Origin of the sequence: Sphaerisporangium sp. TRM90804 (assembly GCF_029846175.1) — a bacterium.
Classification (GTDB): Bacteria; Actinomycetota; Actinomycetes; order Streptosporangiales; family Streptosporangiaceae; genus Sphaerisporangium.
Genome location: NZ_JARWAC010000037.1, coordinates 86,834 through 105,542, shown reverse-complemented (window position 1 = coordinate 105,542; position 18,709 = coordinate 86,834). Strand labels below are relative to the sequence as shown.

The 18,709-nt window shown below is 73.7% G+C and carries 16 protein-coding genes; 9 read left to right on the top strand and 7 right to left on the bottom strand.

Annotation, left to right across the window (positions count from 1 at the left end):
• Together PYR91_RS34730 and PYR91_RS34725 are read right to left on the bottom strand one after the other, a co-directional pair.
• On the bottom strand, nucleotides 1-2,388 hold a 2,388-nt coding region (locus PYR91_RS34730), incomplete at its 3' end, for a prolyl oligopeptidase family serine peptidase (RefSeq protein ID WP_279786974.1).
• Between the two features lie 294 nt (nucleotides 2,389-2,682).
• Complete coding sequence (locus PYR91_RS34725) at nucleotides 2,683-3,330, bottom strand: class I SAM-dependent methyltransferase (RefSeq protein WP_279786973.1); 648 nt, start codon at nucleotides 3,328-3,330, stop codon at nucleotides 2,683-2,685.
• A 71-nt stretch (nucleotides 3,331-3,401) separates the two neighbouring features.
• Between PYR91_RS34725 and PYR91_RS34720 the strand changes: the two genes are divergently transcribed.
• Nucleotides 3,402-4,022: a TetR/AcrR family transcriptional regulator gene (locus PYR91_RS34720; protein WP_279786971.1), complete on the top strand. Its 621-nt coding sequence runs from the start codon at nucleotides 3,402-3,404 to the stop codon at nucleotides 4,020-4,022.
• A gap of 119 nt (nucleotides 4,023-4,141) precedes the next feature.
• Here PYR91_RS34720 and PYR91_RS34715 read toward each other — a convergent pair whose 3' ends face one another.
• Complete coding sequence (locus tag PYR91_RS34715) at nucleotides 4,142-5,101, bottom strand: cation diffusion facilitator family transporter (RefSeq protein WP_279786969.1); 960 nt, start codon at nucleotides 5,099-5,101, stop codon at nucleotides 4,142-4,144.
• Here PYR91_RS34715 and PYR91_RS34710 point away from each other — a divergent pair.
• The 5 genes from PYR91_RS34710 to PYR91_RS34690 all read left to right on the top strand — a co-directional run bounded on the left by PYR91_RS34710 (nucleotide 5,072) and on the right by PYR91_RS34690 (nucleotide 8,858).
• The gene (locus tag PYR91_RS34710; RefSeq protein ID WP_279786967.1) at nucleotides 5,072-5,824 is read left to right on the top strand and encodes a metalloregulator ArsR/SmtB family transcription factor; all 753 of its coding nucleotides are present in this window, start codon (nucleotides 5,072-5,074) and stop codon (nucleotides 5,822-5,824) included. The two genes, PYR91_RS34715 and PYR91_RS34710, sit on opposite strands and share 30 nt — an antisense overlap.
• 52 nt (nucleotides 5,825-5,876) lie before the next feature.
• Nucleotides 5,877-6,395, top strand: coding sequence for a GNAT family N-acetyltransferase (locus PYR91_RS34705; RefSeq protein WP_279786965.1), 519 nt, complete (start codon nucleotides 5,877-5,879; stop codon nucleotides 6,393-6,395).
• A 166-nt stretch (nucleotides 6,396-6,561) separates the two neighbouring features.
• Nucleotides 6,562-7,182: a TetR/AcrR family transcriptional regulator gene (locus PYR91_RS34700; protein ID WP_279786963.1), complete on the top strand. Its 621-nt coding sequence runs from the start codon at nucleotides 6,562-6,564 to the stop codon at nucleotides 7,180-7,182.
• Nucleotides 7,183-7,215: 33 nt separating this feature from the next.
• On the top strand, nucleotides 7,216-8,094 hold the full coding sequence (locus PYR91_RS34695) for an ABC transporter ATP-binding protein (RefSeq protein ID WP_279786961.1): 879 nt from the start codon (nucleotides 7,216-7,218) through the stop codon (nucleotides 8,092-8,094).
• 26 nt (nucleotides 8,095-8,120) lie between these two features.
• Entirely contained in the window at nucleotides 8,121-8,858 is a 738-nt protein-coding gene (locus PYR91_RS34690; protein ID WP_279786960.1) for a hypothetical protein, read from the top strand.
• A gap of 162 nt (nucleotides 8,859-9,020) precedes the next feature.
• Here the strand turns inward: PYR91_RS34690 and PYR91_RS34685 are convergent, their stop codons facing one another.
• From PYR91_RS34685 to PYR91_RS34675, 3 genes are read right to left on the bottom strand one after another with little or no spacing between them, the layout of a single operon-like run.
• Nucleotides 9,021-10,046, bottom strand: a complete 1,026-nt coding sequence (locus PYR91_RS34685; RefSeq protein ID WP_279786958.1) for a right-handed parallel beta-helix repeat-containing protein — start codon at nucleotides 10,044-10,046, stop codon at nucleotides 9,021-9,023.
• 49 nt (nucleotides 10,047-10,095) lie between these two features.
• Entirely contained in the window at nucleotides 10,096-11,148 is a 1,053-nt protein-coding gene (locus PYR91_RS34680) for a right-handed parallel beta-helix repeat-containing protein (protein WP_279786956.1), read from the bottom strand.
• A complete protein-coding gene (locus PYR91_RS34675; protein ID WP_279786954.1) occupies nucleotides 11,145-12,284 on the bottom strand; it encodes a pectate lyase in 1,140 nt (379 codons plus the stop codon). Before PYR91_RS34675 ends, PYR91_RS34680 begins: the two co-directional genes overlap by 4 nt.
• 383 nt (nucleotides 12,285-12,667) lie before the next feature.
• Here PYR91_RS34675 and PYR91_RS34670 point away from each other — a divergent pair, with 383 nt between their 5' ends.
• The 3 genes from PYR91_RS34670 (at nucleotide 12,668) to PYR91_RS34660 (ending at nucleotide 16,434) form a co-directional block, all read left to right on the top strand.
• Nucleotides 12,668-13,363: a nitroreductase family protein gene (locus PYR91_RS34670; protein ID WP_279786952.1), complete on the top strand. Its 696-nt coding sequence runs from the start codon at nucleotides 12,668-12,670 to the stop codon at nucleotides 13,361-13,363.
• 251 nt (nucleotides 13,364-13,614) lie between these two features.
• On the top strand, nucleotides 13,615-15,015 hold the full coding sequence (locus PYR91_RS34665; RefSeq protein WP_279786950.1) for a family 43 glycosylhydrolase: 1,401 nt from the start codon (nucleotides 13,615-13,617) through the stop codon (nucleotides 15,013-15,015).
• Between the two features lie 282 nt (nucleotides 15,016-15,297).
• Entirely contained in the window at nucleotides 15,298-16,434 is a 1,137-nt protein-coding gene (locus tag PYR91_RS34660; RefSeq protein ID WP_279786948.1) for a substrate-binding domain-containing protein, read from the top strand.
• On the opposite strand, the gene PYR91_RS34655 is transcribed toward PYR91_RS34660, so the two are convergent.
• The gene (locus PYR91_RS34655) at nucleotides 16,394-18,310 is read right to left on the bottom strand and encodes a DUF2264 domain-containing protein (protein ID WP_279786946.1); all 1,917 of its coding nucleotides are present in this window, start codon (nucleotides 18,308-18,310) and stop codon (nucleotides 16,394-16,396) included. The two genes, PYR91_RS34660 and PYR91_RS34655, sit on opposite strands and share 41 nt — an antisense overlap.
• Nucleotides 18,311-18,709: the final 399 nt, after the last annotated feature.

The window sequence follows — 18,709 nt, the reverse complement described above, 5'->3', positions numbered from 1 at the left end:
ATCGCCGAGCTGCTCGCCGCCGAGTTCACGGCGTAGCGGCCCGCCGGGCTCGCAGGCGGCCCCGGCACCGGGCGCGGGGGGGGGGGGGGGGGGGGGGGCCCCCCCCCCCCCCCCCCCCCCCCCGGGGGGGGGGGGGGGGGGGGGGGGGGGGGGGTTTTGCGGGGGGGGGGGGGCCACGTCCAGGGCCTCGCGCAGGAAGCGCAACTGGTGGATGAACAGGCCCGCCACGGCCGCCTCGTCGGTCGGCATGTGGGTGGCGCCGGGCAGCGGCAGCACCTGGTGCGGGCGGCCGGCGGCCAGCAGCGCCGCCGACATGCGCAGGGTGTGGGCGGCCACCACGTTGTCATCGGCCAGGCCGTGCACCAGCAGCAGCGGGCGCCGCAGCCGCGCCGCGTCGCCGATCGGCGAGGACCGCTCGTAGTTCCCCGGCTCCCGGTCCGGGTGGCCCAGGAACCGCTCACGCCAGTGCGTGTCGTACAGCCGCTGGTCGCTGGGCGCCGCCCCGGAGACCGCCGCGTGGAACACCTCCGGCATGCGCAGCACCGCGGCGGCGGCCAGCGTGCCGCCGTAGCTCCAGCCGCGGATGCCCACCCGCCCCAGGTCCAGGTCCGGGCAGTGCGCGGCCGCGCCGCGCAGCGCCGTCACCTGGTCCTCCAGCGGCGCCGTCAGGGAGTCGCCGTGCACGCTCTTCTCCCAGGCCGGGCCGCGCCCGGGAGTGCCGCGGCCGTCGGCGACCACCACCGCGAACCCCGACTCGGCGAACCACCGCGCCTCGCACAGCCACGCGTGCCGGGCCCGGGTCACCAGCCGCATCGCCGGGCCGCCGTAGGGGGCCATCAGCACCGGCAGGGAGCGGCCGGGGCGGTGCCAGGACGGCAGCAGCAGCGCGGTGCGAATCTCCCGCTCCCCGAGGGAGAGCCAGGTGACGCGCGGGTCGTGGAGAGGCCGGGCCTGCAGCGAGGCGACGGTGGCGTCGGGCTCGCCCTCGCGTAGCAGCCGGAAGGCGTGCCCGTCCTCGGTGTGGGAGGCCAGCAGCAGCGTGCCGCCCGCCCGTGCCCCGGTGTGCACCCCCGGGCCCCGGCTCAGCCGCACCGGGCCGCGCCCGGGGTCGTAGGACCACAGGCCGGTCCCGGTGGGGTCGTCGACGGCGGTGAACAGCACCGACTCGCCCGACACCTCCACCACCGCCTGCACCTGCAGCCCGCGCGGCGTGACGGCCCGACCGCCGACCAGCAGCCGCCGGGTGTCACCCCGGCCGCCCTCGGTCTCGCCCCCGGTCGCGCCGGCCGGGACGGCGCCCGGGTGCCGGGCGGGGTCGTCCTCGCGGCCTCGACCGGTGGGAACGGTGCCGCCCGTCACGTCGTTCTCGGCGGTGTCGGTGTGGGCGGTGTCGGTGGTGTCGGTGGTGTCGGTGGTGTGCACCAGGGTGCCGGACGCGGTTCGCGCCGGGGTGCCCGGCACCAGGTGCACCCAGGCGGTGTCGTGCTGGCGGTGCAGCACGGTGGTCGCCCCGGTCTCGGGGTCGGCCGACAGCACCAGCAGGGTGCGCTGGTCGCGGCTCTGCACGCCGATCAGCGGCCCGTGGGCGTCCCAGGCGGCGGCGGTCAGGTACTCGAAGCCCTCCCGGTCCCACGACACCTCCACCGCGCCGCCGTCCAGGCCCAGCACGTGCAGCGAGACCAGCGCGTTGGGCGTCCCGGCCGCCGGGTAGGCGATCCGGCGCGGCGGCCGGGACGGATCGCCCGGGTCCGCGACCCACCAGCGCCGCACCCGGGTGGTGTCCACCCGCGCCGCCAGCAGCCGGGTGCCCTCGGGCGACCACCAGTGGCCCCGCGCCCGGTGCATGGACTCGGCCGCCACGTGCTCGGCCAGCCCCCAGCTCACCTCCGGCCCATCCGGGGCGGCCAGCAGCCGGTCCTCGCCGTCGCGCAGCCGGACCACGCGCAGCGCGCCGCCGCTCACGTAGGCGACGTGGCGACCGGCGGGGTCGGGACGCGGGTCGGTCACCGGCCCCGCGGTGTCCACCGGGCGGGGGTCGCCGCCACCGGTGTCCACCGCCCACAACCGCCCGTCGACGGCGAAGACGGCGGTGCGCAGCGCGGCGTCGGCCGCGTAGGCCACCACGCCCGCCGCCCGCTCCCGCGCCCGCTCACGCCGGATCCGCTCGGCCTCAGGAACCGGCCCGCCCGCGCCGAGCGCGCCGGGGTCGGCCAGCAGCCGCTCCCTGCCGCCCTCCAGCAGCCACAGGCAGCTCGTCCGGTCCTGTCCGCCGCGCGTCCGCAGGAACAGCAGACGACGGCCGTCGGGGGACAGGGTGAAGGCGCGCGGCACCCCGAGGGTGAAGCGCTGGGTGCGGGCGATCTGGCGGGGGAACTCGTCGATATCCATAAGGGCAGCCTTCGACGATGAGAACCGGGAGCTGTGGGAGGGGCGACGGGACCCGTCGAAGAAGGCGGCCCGCGAGGACGGCGGCGGCCCGGGCGACCGGCGAAGGAGCGTCACCGGTGGGGGAGCGGACCGCGTGAGGTGGCCCGGGTGCGCCCGGCCCCGGGACGAGACGAGCCGTCCAGCCGGGGAACCCGATCAAGCCTGCCGAAATTTTACCATTCGTCCACCTGTGTCGGCCGCCGCGTCCACGCAGACCCGGCACGAAGACGTGGCCACGGGCGGAAGGACGCGGCGTCAGGTTCGGCAGCTGATCTCCATGCCGTCCTCCACGGGAAACGTGATGGTGACGTATCCGTGTGCGGGGTCGCGGACGTAGGCGAGGTAGTCGGCCATGCTCGCGAAGGTGGTGTCGTCGGCGACGATGAGGGCGGCCGGGGCGAGGCGGTCCTCGAGCAGCCGCAGCACCGGGAGGCAGAGGTCCTTCCAGCCGTCGAGCAGCAGCAGGCCGATGGGGCCGCGAACCTCGGCCAGAGTCGACAGAGCGTCGCCCGCCAGGATCGTCACGTGCTCGGCGACGCCGGCCCGCGCCAGGTTCTCGCGCGCGGCGTCGACCTTGGTCTGGCTGAGCTCGGTCGTCCACACGTGGCCGACGCCGTTGTCGGCGACCGCGGCGGCCAGGTGGATCGTGGAGATGGCGTAGGAGGTGCCGAACTCGACGATCGTCTCGGGGCGGCCGTGGCGCGCGAGCGCGTACAGCAGCCGGCCGCCCGATCGGGAGATCGGCATGTATTCCCCCGCCAGCGCATCGGCACGCTGCTTGGCCGACGCGTCGGCGTAGGGAGTGTCCAGCGGCCACGGCGCGGGGTTCAGCTCTTGGAGGTCGGCGGCCGCGAACAGCCGCTCGAGGACGGCGGCGGTGCCTGGCGTCGTCAGTGTGTTCACGGCCGCTACGCTAGACGCACCGTTGCGTCTACGCAAGGTGCTAAGGTCGCGTAGTCGAAGGGAACGGACCCATGAGCGCTGACGCCGGCAAAGCCGCGAGCAGGCACCGCGGAAACAGGCACGGCCGCAGCGAGGAAGCCCGCCAGAGCGTGCTGGAGGCCGTCGACGACCTGCTGGTGGAGGTCGGCTACGCACGGCTGACCATCGAGGGCATCGCCGGACGCGCGGGCGTGGCCAAGCAGACGATCTACCGCTGGTGGTCCTCGAAGAACGACATTCTCATGGACGCCTTCGTCCAGGACGCCGCCGAGGCTCTCATCCCGGCCGACACCGCGGACCTCCGGCGGGATCTGTGTGCCCACGCCCGCGAGATCGCCCACTTCCTGTCCGAGTCCGACGCCGGCGCGGTCTTCCGCGCGCTCACCGCGCAGGCCCAGCACGACCCCGAACTCGCCGCCCGGCTGCGCTTCGAGCATCTCAGCAAGCAACGCGGCTACGACCGGCTGCCCTTCGAACGCGCGATCGCCCGCGGCGCACTCGATCCCGGCTTCGACGTCGACCTCGCCGTCGACCAGATCGTCGGGCCCATCTACTATCGCGTCCTGGTCACCGGCCAGAACCCGTCCCCGGAGTTCACCGACACACTCGTCGACGCCGTCCTCAGCCGGCACATCGGGGCCGAGCGGCTGTAGCAGTGCCCTCTGTCACGGGCACGCGCGGGGCCGAGGGGTCAATCCGCTCGCCGTCGGGCTGGGCGGGTGTCTCACCCGTGCCACCGGCCGCGGCGCGGGTGGTCCGCTGTCGGCGTCGGTCAGCGGTGGGTCGACAGCGGGGCGTGGTGGTCGTCCTGGGATGGGCCGTCGGGGTCGGCGTGCACGGTGGCGGCGTTGAGACGGGGGATCTGGTGGATCAGCCGGTGCTCGGCCTCCACCGCGATCGCGTGCGCCTGCACCACCGACAGCAGATGGCTCACCCGGATGTCCACCTCGGCACGCAACGTGTGACCGATCCACCGCAACCGCACCGCCCCCACCCCCAGCACGCCCGGAGTACCGGCCAGCACCTCCTCGGCCCGGTCCACCAGCGCCGGATCCACCGCGTCCATCAGCCGGTGGTAGATCTCCCGAGCGGCGTCCCGCAGCACCAGCAGGATCGCGACCGTGATCACCAATCCCACCACCGGGTCGGCCCGCGGCACCCCCAGAGCCGACCCCCCGGCGCCCAGCAGCACCGCCAGGGAGGTGAACCCGTCGGTGCGCGCGTGCAGGCCGTCGGCCACCAGCGCGGCCGAGCCGATCCGCCGCCCCACCCGGATGCGGTACCGCGCCACCCACTCGTTGCCCAGGAACCCGACCACACCGGCGGCGGCCACCAGCCCGGCGTAGCGCATCTCCTGCGGGCGGATCAGCCGCTGCACCGCCTCGTACCCCGCCAGCGCCGCCGAGGCGGCGATGATCACCACGATGACCACCCCGGCGATGTCCTCGGCGCGCCCGTACCCGTAGGTGAACCGGCGGTTCACCGCGCGCCGCCCCAGGGAGAACGCGATGGCCAGCGGGACCGCCGTCAGCGCGTCGGCGAAGTTGTGCAACGTGTCCCCGAGCAGGGCCACCGAACCCGACAGCGCCACGATGACGGCCTGCACCACCCCGGTCGCCATGAGCGCGGCGAACGACACCACCACGACCCGCATGCCCAGGCTGCTGGCCTCCAGCGCGGCGTCGGTCTTGTCGCCCGTGTCATGACCGTGCGGGGTCAGCAGGTGCCGCACCCTGCCCGCCACCCGCCCGGCGACGCCCCCGCGCGCCTGCCCGTGCCCGTGGCCATGCCCGTGCCCGTGCCCGGGCTCATCGTGGTGCTCGCCGGAATCCTCACCGGGCGGCCACTCCTGGCCGTGCCCGTGGCCGATGTCGTGCCCGTCGGCGTCGGCGTCGGCGACCGGCTGGTGCCCGTGGCCGTGCCCGTCCTGGTGATCGTGGGCCTGTTCCCCGGGCGGCGGCTCGCGGTCGTGCCCGTGTTCGGGGCCCCGGCCCTGGCCGGGGGGAGGATCGCCGTGCCGCTGCTCGGTCATGGGTCCCTCACTTGCGGTCGGCAGCCCTACCAGGGAGCATACGTAGACATGTACGCACGCGACAACAAGTCAGGTGCCACCCCGTCGCAGGTGCAACCCACCGCCGCTCAGATCGGCGCCGCCGCCGAGGCGTTCCGCATGCTCGGCGACGCCACCCGCCTGCGCCTGATGTGGCGGCTGTCGTCGGGGGAGCACGACGTCGGCTCCCTCGCCGGCGCCCTGGACGTCGCGCGCCCCTCGGTCTCCCAGCACCTGGCCAAGCTCCGCCTGGCCGGCCTGGTGGACACCCGGCGCGAGGGCCGCCGCATGCTGTACCGCGCCCGCGGGCCGCACATCGGCCGCCTGCTCGCCGAAGCCCTCTTCCCCCAGGCCCCGCCCGCCCCCGCCGGGCCGCACGGCGGGCGCCCGCAGCCCTCGCCCTGAGGGGCCCCCAGGCCTCGTCCTAAAATGCCTCCTGACAAGATCGGAGGCCGGCGTGCACGCCACCGTACGACCCGCCCACCATGACGACATGGAAGCGGTCACCCAGATCTACGCCCACTACGTCGCCACCAGCGTGGCCACCTTCGAGGAAAACCCGCCCGACGTGCACCGATGGCGCGCCAAGCTGGACGCCCTGCGCGAGCACGGCCTGCCGTTCCTGGTGGCCGGCCCGCCCGGCCGGGTCGACGGATACGCCCTGGCCGACCTGTGGCGCGAACGACCCGGCTACCGCCACACCGTCCAGGACTCCATCTACCTGGCCCCCGGCCGTACCGGTCAGGGCCTGGGCCGGGCGCTGCTGGAAGAGCTGCTCGCCCGATGCGCCCAGGCCGGCATGCGGCAGGTCGTCGCGGTCATCGCCGACACCGGCGACCCCGGCTCACACCGCCTCCACCTGCGCGCCGGCTTCACCGAAGCCGGCCTCCTGAAGGCCGTCGGCCGCAAACACGGCCGCTGGGTGGACACCCTGCTGATGCAACGCGCCCTCGCGCCGCCACAGTCGCGGCCGTGACCCCTCACGCCCCGTAGACACCGCCGGGCTCCGGCGGTCGAAGGCCCCGACCGGCGCCCCCCGGTCGCCGGCCCGCCGGCACACAGGCCCTGATGCACGCGCCGCCGAGGCGGAGCTCCGACGTGCGATGCTTGCCCAAACTGGCACCATGGCCTAATTTTTGGCCATGGTGCCAGGAAACAACCCGGACGGCCGAGAGCGCCGATCGTTCATCGAGGCCGCCCGCCGTTCGCAGATCGTGGAGAGCGCGATCGAGGTCATCGCCGAGGCCGGGTACGCCCAGGCCTCGACGGCGCGGATCGCCGAGCGGGCCGGGATCAGCCGGGGCTTGATCTCCTACCACTTCGCCGGCAAGGAGGAGCTGATCGCACAGGTCCTGCTCACGGTCTTCGCCGACGTCGGCGCCTACATGGGCCCGCGAGTGGCGGCCCAGGTCACGGCGGCCGACCAGCTGCGGGCCTACATCCAGTCGAACCTGGAGTACATGGCCCTGTACCGCAGCCGCGTCACCGCGCTCGTGGAGATCATCGGCAGCGGCGCGCTGGGGGAGATGGGCGTCGACCCGGTGGCGGCGGAGAACGAGGCCCTCGGACCGCTGGTGGAGGTGCTCGAGCGCGGGCAGGCCGCCGGCGAGTTCCGGCGGTTCGACCCCCTGACGATGGCGCGCGCCGTCCGCGCCGTGGTCGACAGCGTGTCACCGCACGCGTCCGACCCCGACCTCGACCTCGACGCCTGCGCGCGAGAGCTCACCACGCTGTTCCACCTGGCCACCCGGAACACCCCATGACCGACCGCCACCGACCCGAGCGAGGCGACCACCATGATCACGCCCCTGGTACGCGCACACCGCGTCAGCCGCCGCTACGGCGACATCCTCGCGCTGCACGAGGTGTCCCTGGACGTCCACGCCGGCGAGCTGGTGGGACTGCTCGGCCCCAACGGCGCCGGCAAGTCCACCCTCATCAACATGTTCACCGGCCTGCGCCGCCCGCGATCGGGCACCGTCGAACTGGGCGGGGGCAACCCGCGCGAGCGCGCCACCCGGCAGATCATGGGGGTGACCCCGCAGCAGACCGCGTTACCCGAGCAGTGGCGGGTCGGCGAACTGGTCGACTTCGTCGCGGCGCACTACCCGAGCCCACTTGACCGCGGGGAGGTACTGGCCCGCTTCGACCTGCGCGACCTGCGCGACCGGCAGGTCGGCGGGCTGTCCGGCGGGCAGCAGCGCCGCCTCGCCGTCGCGCTGGCGTTCACCGGCCGGCCCCGGGTGGTGTTCCTGGACGAGCCGACGACCGGCCTGGACGTCGAGGCGCGCCACAGCCTGTGGCAGGGGATCCGGGCCTACCACGCCGACGGCGGAACCGTCCTGATCACCAGCCACTACCTGCAGGAGATCGAGGCTCTCGCCCGGCGGGTGGTGGTGCTGAACCGCGGCCGGGTGATCGCCGACGCGCCGCTCGCCGACGTCCGCGGCCTGGTCGGCCTCAAACGCGTCAGCCTCACCTGCGCGGCGCTGCCCGCCCTGCCCGGGGTGGCGGGCCTCGAACGCGACGGAGACCGCACGCACCTGCTCACCGCGGACGCCGACAAGCTGGTCCGCGACCTGACCGCCTCGGGCGCCCCGTTCCACGACCTGCAGGTCAGCACCGCCTCGCTCGAGGACGCCTTCCTCGCGCTCACGGCCAGGGCCGCCTCATGACCGGCACCGGCCACCGGAGCCGCACCATGCCGCTCACCCTCCTCTACACCAGGTACGGGCTCCTGGACACACTGCGCGCGCCGGTCTCCCTCCTGGTCATCACGCTCATGCCGCTCGCCGTGATGGTGTTCTTCATCCTGCCCAATCTCGGCGGCGACCCGACGGCCGTGATCGGCGCCACCGCCACCATGGTCGTTTTCGCGACTCTGCTGGCCTGCGTCGGCCAGTTCAGCGCGACGGTCGCCGCGATGCGGGAGTCCCCCTGGGGCGACTACCAGCGCACCCTGCCGGCCGGGCTGGCACCGCTCGCGTTCGGCCACCTGCTCACCGGAATGGTGGTAGTCCTCACCGCGGTCGTGCCGATCGCCCTGGTCGGCGTGCTGTCGGCCGCGGGCGGCGTGCCGCCGGCACGAGTGCCCGGCGCGGTGGCGGCCCTGCTGGCGGCGGTGGTCGTGTTCACGCTCCTGGGGCTGGCGATCGGGTACACGATGTCGGTGCGAGCGACCGTCGTGGCCAACAGCGTTCCCGTGCTGGCCCTGGCCGTGGGCGGGGGCATGTTCACCGACCCCGCCGCCCCGCCCGGCCTGATCGCGGCCATCGCGCCGTACCTGCCCACCCGCGGGGCCACCGACCTGGTGCTGAAGGCGCTCATCGACCATCGGCCCGACCCCACGGCGCTGACGATGCTCGCGGTCTGGACGGCCGCCCTGGGCGCGCTCACGGTGTGGGGCTACCACCGCGACGAAGGACGACGCTTCCGCTGACCGCCTCTCGCCGAGAAGGCGCCAGCCCGCCCATGACGCCTCCGGCGCGGCCAGGCACCGGCGCCGCCGGCGCGCCCGGGGTCCGCCGCCCGCGCGTCCGGTGACCGGCCGAAGCGACCGGCCGCCCCATCCCTGACGCGCCCTCACCCCGCGCGGGACGGCTCACGGCCCCCACCGGGCGCCGACCCCCGCGCCCGCGCGCACCGCCGCCGGCACCGACGACGCCGGGTCCAGCGTGTAGGGGTAGTACGTGCGCGGCTCCACCACCGTGCCCGCCGTCTCGCGGGGGCCGGAGCCGAGGTAGACGTTCTGCCGCTCCACCAGCCGGCCCGGGCCGCTGTCGGCGTACCCGCTCGCCGACAACAGCGGGTACGGCACGTCCTGGAAGTAGTTGCCCTCCACCAGCACGCCCGCGTCCTCCGTCGAGGCCACCCCGTACAGCTCGTTGGCCAGGAAGTAGTTGTTGAACACGTGCACCGGCTCCCCGAACCGCACCCGGGGATGCCGCTGGCGGCTGTGGTCGAAGAAGTTGTGGTGGATCGACACCTTCAGGTGCCCGGCGTCGGTGCCCGCCGCCCCGTCCGAGTGGGAGATCAGCATCGACTTGTCGGAGTGGTCGAAGTGGTTCCACGACACCGTCACGTAGTCGGCGCCCCGCACCACGTCGATCGACCCGTCCACCGCGCCGGAGAAGGTGTTGTGGTCGATCCAGACGTGGTGCGACTGCTGCCCCACGTTCACCGCGTCGTCCTCGGCCGCGGTGAACCGCAGGTTGCGCACGATCACGTTGAAGGACCGGTAGAAGTCCAGCCCGCCACCGGTGATGTGCCCGGACGTGCCGACCCCGATGATCGTCTTGTTGGGCCGCACCCCCTGCTTGCTGCTGATCTCGATCCGCCCGGCCACCTGGATCACCAGGCGCTCGGTGCTGTCGATGTAGTCCAGGAACCGGCCGGCGTCGGTCGCCGTCACCGTACGACCGCCCGCGCCGCCGGTCGTCCCGTTCTGGCCCAGCGCGTTCACCGACGCGAACCCGACCGGGCTCCCGATCGGCGCCAGCGCCCGCCCGGGAGCCGCGGCCCGCGCCGCACCCCCCGGACCGGCCACCACACCACCCAGGGCGGCTGCGGCCGCCCCGGCGAGAAACGCCCGACGCCGCACCCGGCCGCCGCCGTCAGTGGGGGACATGCGCGCCTGCCTTCCCGGGCGGCCACCGGCCGCCCGCAGTTCGAGACCGCTACAGACCGATCTTCCCGACACCCGCGCCGGACTGCACGATCGACGGCACCGACGCCGCCGGGTCCAGCGTGTAGGGGTAGTACGTGCGCGGCTCGACCACCGTGCCCGCCGTCTGCGGCACACCGGAGTTCACGTACACGTTCTGCCGTTCGACCACCCGGCCCGGGCCGCTCTTGTCGTAGCCCACGTGGATCGGGTGCGCCACGTTCTGGAAGTAGTTGCCCTCCACCAGCACGCCCGCGTTCTCCGTCGAGGCCACCCCGTAAAGGGCGTTGTCGCGGTAGTAGTTGTTGAACACGTGCACCGGTTCGGCGAACCGCACCCGCGGGTGCCGCTGGTCGGTGCCGTCGAAGAAGTTGTGGTGGTAGGTCACCCGCAGCTTGCCCACGTCGGCGGTGTAGCCGTCGGAGTGCCCCAGCAGCGCCGCCTTGCTGTGGTGGTGGAAGTGGTTCCACGACACCGTCACGTAGTCCGACTCCCGCTTGATGTCCAGCAGGCCGTCGTACCCGTCGGAGAAGTCGTTGTGGTCGATCCACACGTGGTGGGCCTTGTTGGTCACGCTCACCGAGTCGTCCTCGGCCCCGGTGAACCTGATGTTCCGGACGATCACGTTGTCGCCCGGACGCGTCGTCGACCCCATCTGCAGGCCGCCGCCGGTGATCTCGGCGGTGGACCCCACGCCCAGGATGCTCTTGTTGGCCACCACCGTCACCATGTCGTCCACGGTGATGCGCCCCGACACCCGGATCACATACGGCTCGCGCCGCCCGGCGTAGTCCTCCAGCTGCGCGCCCGTCGTCACCGTCACCGTCGCGCCGCCCGCGCCGCCGGTCGTCCCGTTGTGCCCCAGCGCGTTCACCGAGGCGAACCCGACCGGCGCCGTCTCGGCAACCGGCACTTCCGCGGGGACGCCCGCGCGGGCGCCGGCCGGGGCCCCGCCGGCCAGGGCGGGCCACCCGGCCACCAGCATCACGGCCGCTGCCGCGGCCGCCCGCCACCGGCGGCCACCGGCCGCCGTCATCGCCGCCGTCGTCGTCTGAGCTCGCGTCACGGTGTCACCTTCCCGACGCCGGCGCCCGCCGGCACGATCGCCGGCACGCTGGAGGCCGGATCGGCGCTGTAGGAGTAGTACGCGCGCGGCTCGGTCACGCTGCCGCGCGTCTGGATCGGGTGGTTGCAGTCGACCAGGATGTTGTCGCGCTGCACCAGCCGCCCCAGGTCGCCGCTGAACTCCACCCGCCCGGGGTTGTTCACGCTGTAGAAGTAGTTGCCCTCCACCAGCACCCCCGCGTCGTACGTGGAGGCGATGCCGTAGCTGTTGTCGCGGTAGTAGTTGTTGTAGACGTGCACCAGCTCGGCGAACCGCACCCGCGGGTGCCGCTGGTCGGAGGCGTCGAAGAAGTTGTGGTGGTAGCTCACCCGCAACCGCCCGATGTCCTGCGGCCCCGCGTCCTCGTCGTGCGACAGCAGCAACGTCTTGTCGTGGTCGTGGAACCGGTTCCACGACACGGTGACGAAGTCCGAGCCGCGCTTGATGTCGACCGCGCCGTCGTCGCCGTCGGAGAAGTCGTTGTGGTCGATCCACACGTGGTGGCTGAACATCTGCACGTTGATCAGGTCGTCGCTGGCGCCGGACAGCGACAGGTTCCGGATGATGACGTTGTGCACCGCGTTCGCCGGCGGGGAGGTCACGTCGTCGTCCACCGGCAGCCCGATGTTCAGCCCGCCGCCCACCAGCCCCGACCCCGACCCCACCCCGACGATCGTCTTGTCGGAGGTGACGTCGTGCATCCCGTCGGAGGACCCGGTGGGCAGCGTGATCCGCCCGCTCACCCGGATCACGTACGGCCCCGGCCGGGAGATGTAGTCCAGGAACTGCGCCGTCGTGCTCACCGTGACCACCGGCCCGCCCGCGCCGCCGGTCGTGCCGTTCTGCCCCAGGGCGTTGACGGTGGCGAACCCCACCATCCGGTCGACCGGATCGGCCGCCCTCGCCGCGCCCCCCGCCTGGCCGGGCGCCGCACCGGCCTGCGCCGCGTGCGGCCCCGCGCCGCCCGCCAGGACGGCCAGCGCCACCAGCGCGGCCGCGCGCACGGCCGGCGACCGGCGCCGGGCACGCCCGGGGGAGTATCCGGCGCCCGGCGGGCGGCCGGGCTCGGGGACGTCGGGTGCTCGTGTGACTGGCATAAGTGCGTCCGCTCCTTCGAATTCCCGGCCGAAACCATCGGCGAAAACGCGATCCGTGACGGCAGAACCTAAGTTAACAATCACCTGGTGTCAACGGTGAAGTCGTGAGTAAAGCCATCAGTGAATACCGATATAACGCGGCCCCGAAGCCCCCTCGATCGGCCAGGGCACCGCAGACCAGGGGAGACGCGCCCACGGCTCGCCGGAAAGGCGCTTTACCGCCTGCGGCTCCGGTCGCGAGAAGGCCGCGAAAGGCGTTCGCACCTGTGGACGGTTTCACATTCTTGGACGCGTTCATCCCCATGGACGCGTTCGCAACCGTGAACCGTCTCACATTCATGAACCGATTCCCATTCACCGGGGGCGCGGTTAGGTTTGGGGCCATGGCGACCACCACCTGGACCCCCGTTCACGGACAGGACTACCGGGGCGTGCCCTACCGGCCGCGCCCCACCACCGACGCCCAGGCACTGCGAACCGCGGCCTTCCTGCGCCGCCGCATGGACGAACGCCGCACCGTGCGCCGGTTCTCCAGCGCCCCCGTCCCCGAGCAGGCCGTCCGCGACGCCATCGCGGTCGCCGCCACCGCCCCCTCCGGCGCCCACCAGCAGCCGTGGACCTTCGTCCTGGTCAAGGACCCCCAGATCCGCAGGCGGATCCGCCAGGCCGCCGAACGCGAGGAGCGCCGCGCCTACGCGGGCCGCCTGGGGGAGCAGTGGCTGCAGGCGCTGCGCCCCATCGGCACCGACCACCACAAGGCGCACCTGACCGACGCCCCGCACCTCATCGTGGTCTTCCAGCAGCGCTACTCCCTGGACCCCGACGGCAGGATCCGCAAGCACTACTACGTCGACGAGTCGGTCGGCATCGCCGTCGGCATGCTGCTGAGCGCGCTGCACCTGTCCGGCCTGGCCGCCTTGGTGCACACCCCGAGCCCCATGCGCTTCCTGGCCGAGATCCTGCGCCGCCCGCGCAACGAGAAGGCCTTCGCGGTCATCCCGGTCGGCCGCCCCGCCGACGACTGCGAGGTCCCCGACCTGGTCCGCAAGTCCCTGGACCAGGTACTCGTCGAGGTCTGACGCCGGCGAGGGCGGACGCCGACAGCTCCACCCGGGGGGAATCGAAGAACGCGGATCGGCCGAGTTCACAGGCTTGACCGATCGAATGTGGGCGCACACACTGATGTGACGCCGAGCCGGCCCGCCGTCCCACGGCGGTCACAGGCGGCGCGTTCCGCCTCCCGGCGTCCCCCTGGCGCGACGGTTTCCCGCCGACGGATGTTAGCGCTAACAGAGCGCTCGGAAAACAGAGCGCTCGGAAAGAGGTCCGCGTGACGGTCGGCAGACGGGCGGCCCGGACGGCCGCGCTCGTGCTCGTGGGCTCCGCCCTGGTGACGACGGCCGCTCCGGCGCAGGCCGCGACGCTCGCGACCGGGGCCCTGTCCCTGGAGTCGGTCAACTACCCGGGCCGCTACCTCCGGCACGCCGACGCGCTGGGCCGCCTGGACGCGGTGACCTCCGCCAGCCCGGCCCAGACCCGGCTCGACGCCACGTTCACCGTGGTCAACGGCCTGGCCACGCCGTCCTGTCACTCCTTCCAGACCAAGGACGGCCTGTTCCTGCGGCATCGCGACTGGCGGCTGCGCGTCGACGCCAACACCGGCGACGCGACCTTCCGCGCCGACGCCACCTTCTGCGCCGTGGACGGGTCGGTCCCCGGCTCGATCTCCCTGACCTCCTACAACAACCCCAACCGGCGGATCAGGCACCGCGACTTCGCGCTCTGGCTGGACCCCTACCAGGACACCGCGGCCTTCCGCGCCGACAGCTCGTTCACGACCACCGCGCCCTGGGCGCCCAAGACGAACCGCAACCCGGTGATCCCCGGCCTGTTCGCCGACCCGCACGTCATCGTCGCGGGCGGCCGCTACCACCTGTACGCCACGACCGACGGCTACGCGGGCTGGGGCGGCACGTACTACAAGGCGTTCTCCTCCGCCGACCGGGTGAACTGGACCGACCACGGCGTCGTGCTGGACCACGGCCCGGACGTGTCATGGGCCGACGACTCGGCCTGGGCGCCCGCGGTCGCGACCGCCCACGGCCGGTACTACCTCTACTTCAGCGGCGGCGCGGCCTCCGGCAACACCGCCAAGCACCTGGGGGTCGCGGTGTCGGACTCGCCCACGGGGCCGTTCCGCGACGCGCTCGGCCGGCCGCTCGTCACCGCCGGCCAGTTCTCGGGCCAGGCGATCGACCCGATGGTCTTCACCGACGACGACGGCCGCTCCTACCTGTACTGGGGACAGGGCGCCGCCCGCGTCGTGCCGCTGAACGACGACATGACCTCCTTCGATCCCGCACGGGTACGCGTGATCACCCCCTCCGGCTACAACGAGGCGCCGTTCGTGTTCAAGCGCAACGGGATCTACTACCTCATGTGGTCGGAGAACGACACCCGAAGCGAGGACTACCGGGTGGCGTACGCCACCGGGACGAGCCCGACGGGGCCCTGGACCCGGCGCGGCGTCGTGTTGCAGAAGCGGCTGGAGGCCGGGATCAAGGGCACCGGGCACCACTCGGTCGTCCAGGCGCCCGGCACCGACACCTGGTACATCGCCTACCACCGGTTCGCCGTACCGGCGGGGAACGGCACCAACCGGGAGGTGGCCCTCGACCGGCTGGAGTTCGACGCCGGCGGCGCCATCCGCCCGGTCGTGCCCACCCTGTGAAACGTTCTCCGATCACGACGGAGCCCGCCCGATCGATCCGCCCCGAAGACACACCCGCGGATCAACTTCGATCACCTTCGATCGATAGGATGGGGGGACCCCGAGGAGGACCATGACCGACACGGCGACCGGCCCGCTGCCCGCTCGATCGGGCGAGGCCGCCTCGCCCCACGCCCCGGCCCGAGCCCTGCCCCGCCCCGCCGGCGCGCCGGCGCCACCCACCCGGCCGGAGCCTTGCGCCACCGGCCGGGGAACCCTCCCGGTGCGGGTGGAGGCGCGCGCATGACCGCCTCCGGTTCACCGGCCCCGATGCCCGAGGAGCGCCGCGCCCAGGTGGTGGAACTGCTGCGACGCCGAGGGCCCGTCCGGGTCGCCGACCTGGCCCAGGCGCTGGACGTCTCGGCGATCACGATCCGCCGCGACATCGCCCTCCTCGCCTCGCAAGGACTGATCCGGCGCGTGCGCGGCGGGGCCATGCCGCCCGCCGTCGCGCCCGCGCAGGACCACGGCGCGGCGCCCGCCGACGAACCGGCACCCCGCGCGACGGCCGAGCAGAGCGCCGGCGCCCCGCGGCGGCTCACGGTCGGGATGGTCGTGCCGTCGCTCGACTACTACTGGCCCGAGGTCATCCGCGGCGTACGGGAGGCCGCGGCGGCGACCGGAATCAAGATCGTGCTGCGTGGCGCCACCTACCAGGCGGCCGACGAGCGACGCCAGCTGTCGGAGCTGATGGACTCCGCCGGCGTGGACGGCCTGCTCGTCGCGCCGACCACCACCGGCGACGACGGCGAGGAGCTGATGAGCTGGCTGCGGCAGGCGCCCGTCCCGGTCGTGCTCATCGAACGCGCCGCCGCCACCGGGGCCCACGACGCCATGGAGTCGGTCGTCAGCGACCACACGCTGGGCGCGGCCATGGCCGTACGCCACCTGGCCGTGCTCGGGCACCGGCGCATCGGGGTGATCACCACGCTGCACAGCCCCACCACCCCGCACATACGGCGCGGCTGGTCGCACGCGTGCACCGAACTCGGCCTCGAACCGGACGCGGCCCCCGACGTCACCACCGTCGACCAGCGCGACCCCGCCTGGCCCGCCGAACTTGACCGGATCCTCGCCGCGTGCCGCCAGACGGGCACCACGGCCCTGCTCGTGCACTCCGACCCCGAGGCGATCAGCCTCGTGGAACGCTGCCGGGAGCGGGGCCTGCGGGTGCCCGCCGACCTGGCGGTCGTCACCTACGACGACGAGGTGGCCGAGTTGTGCGACCCGCCGCTGACGGCCGTGCGCCCGCCCCGCAGGTCGATCGGACGGGCGGCGTTCACGCTGCTGGCCGAGCGGCTGACCGACCCCGACCCCTGCCGGCCCACCCACCACGTCGTCATCGAGCCCCGGCTGATCGTGCGATCGTCGTCGTCGTGAGCACGTCCTCGGCGCCGTCCGCCCACCGCACACGGGCGGCGTCGCCGTCCCAGGCGATCACCGGCGCGGACGGCACCGGGCCCGCGCCCAGGTGAAGGGCCGCCGCGTACCACCGCAGCGGGTCGGCGGCCCCGGTGGTACCGCACCAGGGGACGACGGTCGGCCCGGCCAGCGGGGTGGCGTCCTCGGCGAGGACCTCGCCCGTCAGCTCCAGGCCCGGACCGGGCACGACCAGGGACGTCACGGCGCCGTCGCGGGGGACCGGCCAGCCGCCCACCCGCAGCGGGAAACCGCACTCCGGCGCGATGCGGACCAGCCGCGCCTCCCACGCGCCCCGCACCGCCGACAGCACCGTGATCCACGGCCCCGGCACCACCCGGCCCGTACGGCCGTAACCGTGGTCGGCGGCGCCGGGATCGGGGTCGACCCAGTGGGCCCGCCACCGCGAGGCCCCCACGACCGTGCCGGTGGGCAGGCGCCGGAGCAGCAGGGTGTCGAAACCGGTCCGGTGGCTGGGCCGGGCGTCCGGGCCGAGCAGCGTGACCGACTGGTCCACGGGGTCCCCGGCGTGCGGACCGGCCAGGACGGGCGAGGTGGCGGTGGAGTACCCCAGGCGGGCGTACAACGGCGAGTCCGTCCGGTGGTCGCCCGGGGTGGCGTGGTCGGTGCCGTGGTTGACGACCCGCACCACGCCGTCGGCGCGGGTGCCCGACACCAGCCAGCCGGGGGAGCGGATCACCCGCTGGAAGTCGGCCCGCTCGACCGGCAGCGGCTCCTCGGCCGCCGTCCACACCCGATGACCGGCGGGCAGCACCAGCCCGTACAGCCCCTTCGCCGCCCAGTACGGCGACCCGGTGCCCGAGTAGGACTGCGCGATCGGCCGCCACGGCCCGTGCCAGCCGAGGCTGAGCAGCCCGTCGTCGTCGGGGGCGCCGTGCTCGACGAAGTGACGGGCCACGCCGGAGGCCGCGCGGCGCAGCAGGCCGGGCGCGGGCGTCGTGATCCCGGCCCGCGCCGCGGCCCAGAACTGGGCCGCGGCCGCGAAGCGGTAGGTCAGGCTGCGGCCCTGCAGCAACGGCGAGCCGTCCCCGCCGACCAGGTGGACGGCGTCGTCGAGGTAGCGCTCGAACCGCGACAGGTAACCGGCCCGGCGGGCGCCGGCGGCCGGGTCGCCGGCGGCCATCTCGGTCCACAGCAGCGGGTAGAAGTGCAGGGCCCAGCCGACGTAGTGATCGTAGCCGCGCCGCTCGCCGTCGGCGTACCAGCCCTCCTCGCGGGCGAACCCGTCGCTCAGCGCCAGCCCGGCCTCGATGTCTCGCCGCGCGTACGGCCCGCCCACCGAGGCGAGGAACTGCTCGACGACGATCTGGAACCAGATCCAGTTGATCGGCGGGTACGCGCCCCCGACGGCGGGGGAGAGGTAGGCCACGACCCGCTCGCGCACCCCCTCGTCCAGGCGGTCCCACAGCCAGGGCCGGGTCAGGTGAAGCACCAGCGCGATCGAGGCGGCCTCCACCTTGGCCTGGTCGTGCTCGTCCAGGCGCACCCAGCGTTCGGGCGAGCGGGGGTCGGTGCCGGCGGCCAGGCCGCGCGCGTACCACTCCAGGTGGCCGTGCGGGTCGCGGCCGCCCTCGCCCGCGACCCGGAAACCGGCGGCCAGGAAGGTGCGCGCGAACCCTTCCAGCGCATCGACGTCGGGCCCGTAACCTCCCGGTTCACCGGGGAAGCGGATCCTCGCGTGCTCCGCGGAGGCGTGCCGGCGGGCCGACAGCAGCAGGTGGTCGGCGAGCGCGGCCCAGTGATCCCTGGTCCAGCCCGTGTACGGCGACAGCGTCCGGTCGTCCAGTTCCCTCAGCGACTCCCGCAACGGGCGCATCGGGCCTCCTGTCGCGATCTCGGCGGGCGAACCGTCGCGATGCTGGCACCGCACCCTAGATCGCGTCAAGAGCGCATGAATCACAATCGTTCACAACGATCGATGTTCGCCCTAACACTGATCATTAATGATCGTATTTACCGTGACATTCCCTTGACCTGATTGAACCGATCGGACATGATCAGCGCACTGCCCACGGGTTTCTGGCGAAAGGACCGGTGTGCGAGTCCGACGACCGCAGGCTCTGCCGCAGACGGACCCCGCCCACCTCGGCGTCCAGCCCCACCGACCGCACCCACCAGCGCCCGCGCCGAACCCGACCGCCACCCAACCGGCCGGGCCGGGCACCGCGCGCGGCACCCACGGCCGACGAACCCCCCGTGATCGCCTGAACCGGCT